The sequence below is a fragment of the uncultured Agrococcus sp. genome, assembly GCF_945915485.1.
Lineage (GTDB): Bacteria > Actinomycetota > Actinomycetes > Actinomycetales > Microbacteriaceae > Agrococcus.
On the sequence record NZ_CAMEFJ010000006.1, the window covers coordinates 59154 to 66692 of the forward strand.

Annotated in this window: 7 protein-coding genes; 1 reads left to right on the forward strand and 6 read right to left on the reverse strand. The window is 61.1% G+C overall.

All coding sequences use genetic code 11. The features are described from left to right. Window positions 1–19: 19 nt before the first annotated feature. From Q0O95_RS02330 to Q0O95_RS02350, 5 genes are all read right to left on the reverse strand, one after another. On the reverse strand, window positions 20–784 hold the full coding sequence (locus Q0O95_RS02330; RefSeq protein ID WP_293694918.1) for a hypothetical protein: 765 nt from the start codon (window positions 782–784) through the stop codon (window positions 20–22). Between the two features lie 142 nt (window positions 785–926). Further along, window positions 927–2030 (reverse strand): FtsX-like permease family protein, encoded by a 1104-nt coding sequence (locus tag Q0O95_RS02335; protein ID WP_293694920.1) that lies wholly within the window; start codon window positions 2028–2030, stop codon window positions 927–929. Beyond that, entirely contained in the window at window positions 2027–2683 is a 657-nt protein-coding gene (locus Q0O95_RS02340) for an ATP-binding cassette domain-containing protein (protein ID WP_293694922.1), read from the reverse strand. Before Q0O95_RS02340 ends, Q0O95_RS02335 begins: the two co-directional genes overlap by 4 nt. 3 nt (window positions 2684–2686) lie before the next feature. Next, a complete protein-coding gene (locus Q0O95_RS02345; RefSeq protein WP_293694923.1) occupies window positions 2687–3766 on the reverse strand; it encodes a peptidoglycan-binding protein in 1080 nt (359 codons plus the stop codon). Further along, window positions 3763–4374, reverse strand: coding sequence for a hypothetical protein (locus Q0O95_RS02350; protein WP_293694925.1), 612 nt, complete (start codon window positions 4372–4374; stop codon window positions 3763–3765). The genes Q0O95_RS02345 and Q0O95_RS02350 overlap by 4 nt, the downstream gene beginning before the upstream one ends. Window positions 4375–5115: 741 nt before the next feature. Here Q0O95_RS02350 and Q0O95_RS02355 point away from each other — a divergent pair. Next, complete coding sequence (locus Q0O95_RS02355) at window positions 5116–5514, forward strand: hypothetical protein (protein ID WP_293694927.1); 399 nt, start codon at window positions 5116–5118, stop codon at window positions 5512–5514. 226 nt (window positions 5515–5740) lie between these two features. On the opposite strand, the gene guaB is transcribed toward Q0O95_RS02355, so the two are convergent. Beyond that, window positions 5741–7243, reverse strand: coding sequence for an IMP dehydrogenase (gene guaB / locus Q0O95_RS02360; protein ID WP_293694929.1), 1503 nt, complete (start codon window positions 7241–7243; stop codon window positions 5741–5743). Window positions 7244–7539: the final 296 nt, after the last annotated feature.

Consider the following 7539-nt stretch of genomic DNA (forward strand, 5'->3'; position numbering starts at 1 on the left):
AGGGATTCACCGTAATGCCCTACTCCTCGCGCTTCGCGTTGACCCTTCCCGTGTACCGTCCGAAAGGCAGCTTCGAGACTCGGTCTGCCTCCTGATGTCGCGCGATATCGCGTTGCACGAGCACGTCGAGTGCACGAGCGCGGTCAGTCAGGATTGCGCGTTGCTGCTCTTGGGGGAGGCGGGCGAACAAGGACTCTACCGCGCGGATACGGCCGCGACGATAGCCGGTGAAGGAGAGGATCGACATGATGAGCCCTCCGACGACAAGCGCGAGGTACGCCCACATCGGGATCATGAGTTCGCCGAATCCGTCATAGATGTTGATTGCGAGGAACATCGCATTGATGATCGCGCCTATCGTCACCATAACCGCCATCGCCTGTGATGCGAGGCGCCAATGCCGCTGGACGCTGCGGACGACGATGTTCGTGACGACGAGAATGATGCCGATGACCGCGCAGAGCAGCGCGATCGTGAGCCGCGATCCCACGTTGGTGAAGTTGACCGTTTCGAAGTCGTAGTCGGCGCCGCTGTCGTACACGTACGTGATGGTGCGGCCGAACCAGCTAGCCGGTGCCACCATCAAGGCGCTGAAGACGAGTGCGGCAAGGCCGACGCAGGGAAACAGCCACTCTTCGAGGAAGTGCGCGAAACCGCCCTTTCGAAACGTACCGTCTCCAGAACCCTTCGGCAGGTTCTCGACAGCGAGCGCACTGGCTACCTCGGGGATGCCCTTCGCGGCCTCGCGCTCGACATCCCCCAGCTGCGGGCTGGGGTGGTTCATCGCCCATTGCGCTGCCGGCGAGTGTTGCGTTGGGGCTTGCTGTTGCATCGATGTCCATGGTGGAGCGTCTTGCTGTGGGCAACCCTAACACGCTCTGTGCACGTCATCCGCGTAAGAACGTCAACGCGAGGCGCTCAATGGGCTAAGGCACGCGCAGGATCGCCACGGGGTCCAGCCGTGAAGCACGAATCGCGGGCAATGCAGCACCTACCAGTGCCGTTAGGAGCAACAGCACCGGGACGCTCAGTATGAACTCCAGCCGTGGTACCGCCTGGGCGACGGTGTACGTTATGGCGACACCGGCCGCAGTGCCGACCACGGCTCCCAGCGCGGCAGCGAATCCGCTTCCCAATAGCACGCTGCCGACGATCATCGATCGAGTGGCGCCCAGCGCCCTTCTGCGTCCTATCTCGCGCGCCATGGATGTCACGCGCCCGAACTGCACAGCGGCAACGAGAAGCGCAACGAGCGCGAGCAAGGCCGACACCGTCTGTCTCGACGATGCCGCCAAGTCATCGATGACGTCCTGCGACAATTGAGCGAGCCCATCATCGATCTCGAACGCGAGATCGTTCGGATTTTCGGCGATGATGGATGCTCTGAGTGCCAGTTGCACGGGCTGCAGCTGATGGATGTCGGTAACGCTGACAAGCAGGGTGACGGGGCTGGTTTGGCCGCTGCTCACAACGATGATTTCGTCATTCCACGATGAGAGCGGTGGAGCGACATCGGCTTCCCGCACGACATCGGCTGCGAACACACCGTCCGTGACGTGGCCCGTGCTGTCCTCGAAACCGAGCTGCTGAGCCACTCCCGGTCCGGAAATCGCTTGGCCAGGCAGCAGGCTACGACGCTCCAGGTTCTCCACAACCGGCGGGAGATCACCGAAGATCTCGCGAGCGGTCACGGACGGGCCTCCCTGGAATGCACCAGCTGCAACCGTTCGAGAGGGCCCTACACCGACGGCCCACTCGACTCCGCTTAAAGTTTCTATAACGGCAACGCTGGCGGGGTCGATCCTTGCGTTGCCATTCGAGTCCGACACGACGATCATGCGGCCCTCGGGTGAATTCAATCGCTCGAGCGCTCGCTGTTGGCTCGCGAGCGCCAACCCGCTTGTCGCGAAAACTGCGACGGCCGCTGCCGCGACAATGAGAGCAAGCACAAGCGATGGCACAAGGGGATACCGCAGCTTGCGCCAGGCGTCCAGCACCAGCGCTCCTGCAAGCTCAAGTTTTGAGTTCAAACCGCAGCCTCTTGGCGATTGCCGAGGTCGAGCAGGTCGCCGAACGAGCGAGCTCGTTCCTGGTCGTGGGTGGCGATGATGACCGTGGTTCCCGCTTCAGCGCTCTCCTGTAGCGCACTCCAGACGATGTCGGCGGTAGCGGGGTCGAGGTTGCCCGTTGGTTCGTCGGCGAACAGCACGGTTGGATGCCGTATGAGAGCACGACACAGGGCGATGCGCTGAGCCTGTCCTCCTGAAACCTGCCCTGGCCTACGATACGTCTGGTCGCCGACTCCGAATTGTTCCAGGAGATGCTTCGCTCGGCTCATAGCGGCAGCTCGTGGCATACGTCCGATCCAGGCGGCTTCGAGCACATTCTCCAATGCTGTTTGCGCAAGGTCGAGTACTGCGTCTTGAAACACGAACCCGCTGTGCCGTGCTCTCAGCACCGATCGCTCCGCGTCTGGCAATGAGTCCACTCGGTCATCTCCCCAGGCGACTGCGCCCCGCACAGGCGTCAGCATGAGAGCGAGTGTATAGAGCAGCGTCGATTTTCCTGAGCCAGAGGATCCGATGAGCGCAGTGATGCTGCCTTCTCGGAACTCGTGCCGCAAGCCTTCAACGACCGAGATTCCACCGTAGCCGACCGTGAGCCCATCCGCGGAGATTCTCATGAGCTATTCCTCCGGCTGTTCTCGCACGAGAATTCGCTCGCCGACATCGATTCCCTCGACGATGCTCTGGCCGTTCGAGGAAGCGAGCACCGTCACTGGCACCTCGTTTCCGTTTTCGAGTATCACGAAGGTCTCGCCCGACGCGTCGATGCGGACGGCCGCGGTCGGCACCGCGGGCCCCGTCGTCTCCGGAACCAGGATGAGCGTACCCTGCAGCTGCGTTGCGTCGCCCTGGTCAACCACTTCGCCGCAGCTTTCACCGCAGATGGATCCCTCGCCATTCGGAGGGCCAAGAACAGCCTCGAGAGTGCCGTCCTCAGCCGAGGCGATTTCTTCGACTTCAGCGTGCCAGACCTCATCGCCGACGGCGATCTCGACGCCCATGCCGGGCTGGATCCTGGACGCCGCATCCTCGAGCACGGGAAGCGCGAATCTCGGTTCGGAAGAAACCACATTGATGAGTACCTGGCCGGGAGCGACTTCGTTGCCGACCGTGACCTCGGAGTCGAGTCCAATTGCGGCGGGAAGTTCCGGCAGAAACACCACACGCCCTCTCGGCACGGTGTCGGTATTCCCGAGCCCCATATTCGCAGACCAGGAGCGCACAGCCTGCGCTGTCACCCCGTCGTAGACTCCGGTCGGCTCGCCTCCCAGGTAGTTCTCGTCGATCAAGAAGCGCTGCAACTGCTCGACGTCGTCGCCTCGGGTATCGCGGGTGAGTGCGCGAAACGCCGGCACCTCACCCTGCATGGCGAACACCGGCTCAAGATCAACGGAGTAGATCTCATCGCCTGCTTCGACGCTGGTGCCGGTCACATTCACGCTCGTCAGGGTTCCGGAGTAGCCGTTGACACCGCCCGGTGTCCCGGGCCACGACGCTTGGACCACGTAGGTGTGCTCCTGCCGGACCGTGTCTTCGACGACCTCCACGGTCACGGCCTCCTCATCCGAAGTTTGTATGCGTTCGGGAGTTACCGCTTGGTCGGCAGCGAACCAGCCGATCGCCAACGCTATGACAACGCTCGCAATCCACGCGGTGGGAACAACCCATCGACGTCGTTTGCTCTCAGACCGCCGACTCATTCAACAGAACCGTCTTCCCCGAGATTCTCGAGCATCCGTTCTTCTATTTCAATACCGGTTGGATCGGGACAGTGCTCTGTCAGTTCGAAAATGTCATAGCCGTTCTCACCGGCTTCCCCGACCGGGTCCCAGCGAGCACCATCCCATTGCTCGATCCACTCATCCACGGACGGTGCATCACCGACCACATACCCGTTCTCGCGCAAACATTCTGCCTGCTCCGAGATGAGTTCATAGGCGGCAATCTTGAAGTCTTCTGTCGCCGCCGGTAGCTCCGGAGGTTCACCGGCGGCTTCGATGCAGTCTGGATCCAGCAAGCCGTTCCACAATTCATCGAAATCGGTACCCGGCGCATAAGCGGGATCGACGGATACCGATCCATCCTCTTGCGTCACGACCCGGGCATCTACGCCCTTGTCGCGAAGGCACTGCACAAAGTCCTCGGCCCATTCGTTGGTTAGCTCGCGATACTCGGTGTGCGAAGTGGGCTGCGGCGCCGCTTGTTCTTCCTGCGCACACGCGTTGCTTACCGCCGCGAGGCCTGCAACCGCAATAATCGCCAACACCCGTGTGACCAGGCTCTGATTCTTTCCAGTTCTGATTCTCATCAAATTCACTACATTCTCTAGGCAGGAAGCGGCTGGTGAGCCCGTGTGCACGGATCAACTATCGTCAATGCCGCTGGGCCCACCAACGTCGGGTATCAAGTAGCCCTAGAGTCCAGCAGGGCTACAGCTCGGGTTCACGCTCGTAGCATTGCCCCCGCTGACAAGACGCCAGTATCCCCCGCCATACCCGTTGTTTTGCATGTCGACGATGTTTCTCGATGAACTAGCGGGCGCGTGATACATAGGAGAGCCGCCGTTTTCATTCCAGTCACCCGGTGCCCAAGAATTCGCTGCTTCGGGGCTGATTCTGGCGGTGAGGCGACCGTAGTCAGACCCACACCCGTGCGTCTGCGCGCCCGAATCATACGCGGCTTGCGCTGGAATTACGCCGACGAAGAGGGCCAACGCTGCTGATGCGCCTGCAGCAAACAGCATCTTGCTTTTTTTACTCATGTGAAACTCCCTTGTTCCGTTCGAGACTGCTCTCAGCGGTCACGATAGCAACGATTTCTTTAGATTGCATCAAAGAATTGTGCACGGATCGCTTCGTGCCCGTATGAGAACGTAGACACCCAGCTTTAGCCTCTGCAGTCAGGGGTTCGGGGTCGCGCCGAACAAGCACGAGTTCTCCACAAGTAGACGAAACGGAAGCGGCATCGACTTCATCAGGCGAGTAGCCTTGAACGTCACCGTCGATGCTTGCGGGCCTTGACGGACAGGGGGAAGAATGGAGGAATGTACATGAGCCCGGAGACGATTACCATCGTGGTTTCCACGGTGGGAGCGGTACTCACGCTCTTCGCCGGGCTCGGCGCCATGCTCGCTTGGCTGCACAAGAACCTCAAAGCCGATATAGCGACAGCCTCAGCATCCGTCAGAAGCGAGATGCTCGTACGCTTCGACAGAATCGACGAGCGCTTCGCCGCTGTCGACGCACGGTTCGACAGAATCGACGACCGCTTCGAGAAAGTAGACGAACGTTTCGAGAAAATGGACGAACGTTTCGACAAAGTGGACGAGCGCTTCGAGAAAGTCGGCGCTGAGTTCAAAGAAGTCCGGTCCGAACTCGAATCCGTCAAGATTTCTGTAGCGAGGATCGAAGGGCCGCTGCCACGATTCTTGCCCACGACCCGTTGGTAAATGCATTGCATTGCTTGCGAACGATCGCAGCGTAACTCTCAAAAAGATTGCACGAGTCCAGACGGCTTCTGCACTCGTGCAACTCTCCTTGCCGAAATCTAACCTCTGTAGTTAGGAGCCTCCGCACCCGCGCTGACGCGCTGGAGCTCCTAGACGAGGGCCATTTCTGGCCCTCGTGCGACGCCAGCGCCGTATCCGTCTCGGATACGGCCACTCAAACCGGCCGCTAACCTCTGTAATTAGGAGCCTCCGCAACCATCTGCACATCGTGCGGATGCGATTCTTTCAGCCCAGCGGCGGTGATCCGTACGAAGCGGCCCTTGTCCTTGAGCTCCTGCACTGAGCGGGCACCCGTGTAGAACATCGACTGCCGCAGTCCGCCGGTCAGCTGGTAGAGCACGGTCGCGACGTTGCCCTTGTAGGCCACCTTGCCCTCGATGCCCTCTGCGATGAGCTGGTCGTCGGTCGCGACATCTGCCTGGAAGTAGCGGTCACGCGAGTAGGAGGTCTTCTTTCCTCGTGTCTGCATCGCTCCGAGCGACCCCATGCCGCGGTAGGTCTTGAACTGCTTGCCGTTCACGAAGATCAGCTCGCCGGGCGACTCGTCGGTGCCCGCGAGCAGCGACCCGAGCATGACCGATGATGCGCCGGCGACCAGGGCTTTCGCGATGTCTCCCGAGTACTGGAGGCCGCCATCCGCGATAACGGGCACTCCCGAGTCGTACGCCGCCTTGGCGGCTTCGTGCACAGCAGTCACCTGCGGCACGCCGACACCCGAAACAACGCGTGTCGTGCAGATCGAACCTGGCCCGACGCCCGCCTTCACGGCGTCGACACCTGCGTCGATAAGAGCGGAAGCGCCCTCGTAGGTAGCGATATTGCCGCCGATGACGTCGATACCGGCGAATCCGGAATCCGATTTGATGCGCTGCACGATGTCGATAACGCCCTGACTTTCACCGTTCGCAGTGTCGACGACGATGATGTCGGAACCCGCCTCCGCTAGCGCTTCGGCACGCTCGAACGCGTCGCCGAAGAACCCGATGGCGGCACCGACTCGGAGACGCCCCTGGGCATCCTTCGTCGCGTTCGGGTGCTGCTCGACCTTGTCGAAGTCACGCAGGGTGATGAGACCGGTGAGCCTCCCCGTGTCGTCGACGAGCGGGAGCTTCTCGAGCTTCGAGCGGCGGAAGATCTCGAACGCCGTTTCGCGGCTCGACCCCTTCGGCGCCGTCGTGAGGTTCTCACTGGTCATAACGTCGCGCACAAGCGTCGACTCGTAGTCCTCGCGCTCGACGAACCGCATGTCTCGGTTCGTGATGATGCCGACCAGCACGCCTCCCTCATCCACGACGGGGAGGCCGGAGACACGGTATTCACCGCAGATGCGGTCGACGTCGGCGACCGTGGCATCCGGGCGGGCAGTGACGGGGTCGGTGATCATCCCCGACTCCGTGCGCTTGACTCGATCGACCATGGAGGCCTGATCGGCGATGGACATATTGCGGTGCAGGATGCCGATGCCTCCTGCGCGAGCCATCGCGATAGCCATGCGGTGCTCGGTCACGGTGTCCATGGCGCTGGACAGGATCGGCATCTGGAGATCGATATTCCGAGTCAGACGCGTAGCCGTGTCGGCTTCGGACGGGATAACGTCCGTGCGACCCGGCAGCAGCATGACATCGTCGTACGTCAAACCGGTGAACTCAAACGGGTCGCGCATCGTCATTGCTCAATGGTATCGACTTGTAACCATTTCTGGCTTCGCCCGCAGCGAAGGGCGGGTATATTCATTGACCAAGTGAGACACGATTCACTTGCATCCACAGCGCGACGAGACCATCGGTCGTTCTTGTCGGGCCCTGCATAGCCTACGGAGGACACGTGAAACTAGCAGGCCCTAGGACCCTTTTGCGTCCTATTACCGCTTGGCTAGGTGCTGCACTCGTTGCAGTCCTACTGCTATTCGGAGTCGGAATCGCTACTGCTCAGGCCGGCCCCCCGCCGGATGCCGGGCCAGCGCAG

Coding starts and splice junctions, on each gene's coding strand:
- Q0O95_RS02330 (WP_293694918.1), bottom strand. CDS start 784: ATGAACCACCCCAGCCCGCAGCTGGGGGATGTCGAGCGCGAGGCCGCG.
- Q0O95_RS02340 (WP_293694922.1), bottom strand. CDS start 2,683: ATGAGAATCTCCGCGGATGGGCTCACGGTCGGCTACGGTGGAATCTCG.
- Q0O95_RS02345 (WP_293694923.1), bottom strand. CDS start 3,766: ATGAGTCGGCGGTCTGAGAGCAAACGACGTCGATGGGTTGTTCCCACC.
- Q0O95_RS02350 (WP_293694925.1), bottom strand. CDS start 4,374: ATGAGAATCAGAACTGGAAAGAATCAGAGCCTGGTCACACGGGTGTTG.
- Q0O95_RS02355 (WP_293694927.1), top strand. CDS start 5,116: ATGAGCCCGGAGACGATTACCATCGTGGTTTCCACGGTGGGAGCGGTA.
- guaB (WP_293694929.1), bottom strand. CDS start 7,243: ATGACGATGCGCGACCCGTTTGAGTTCACCGGTTTGACGTACGACGAT.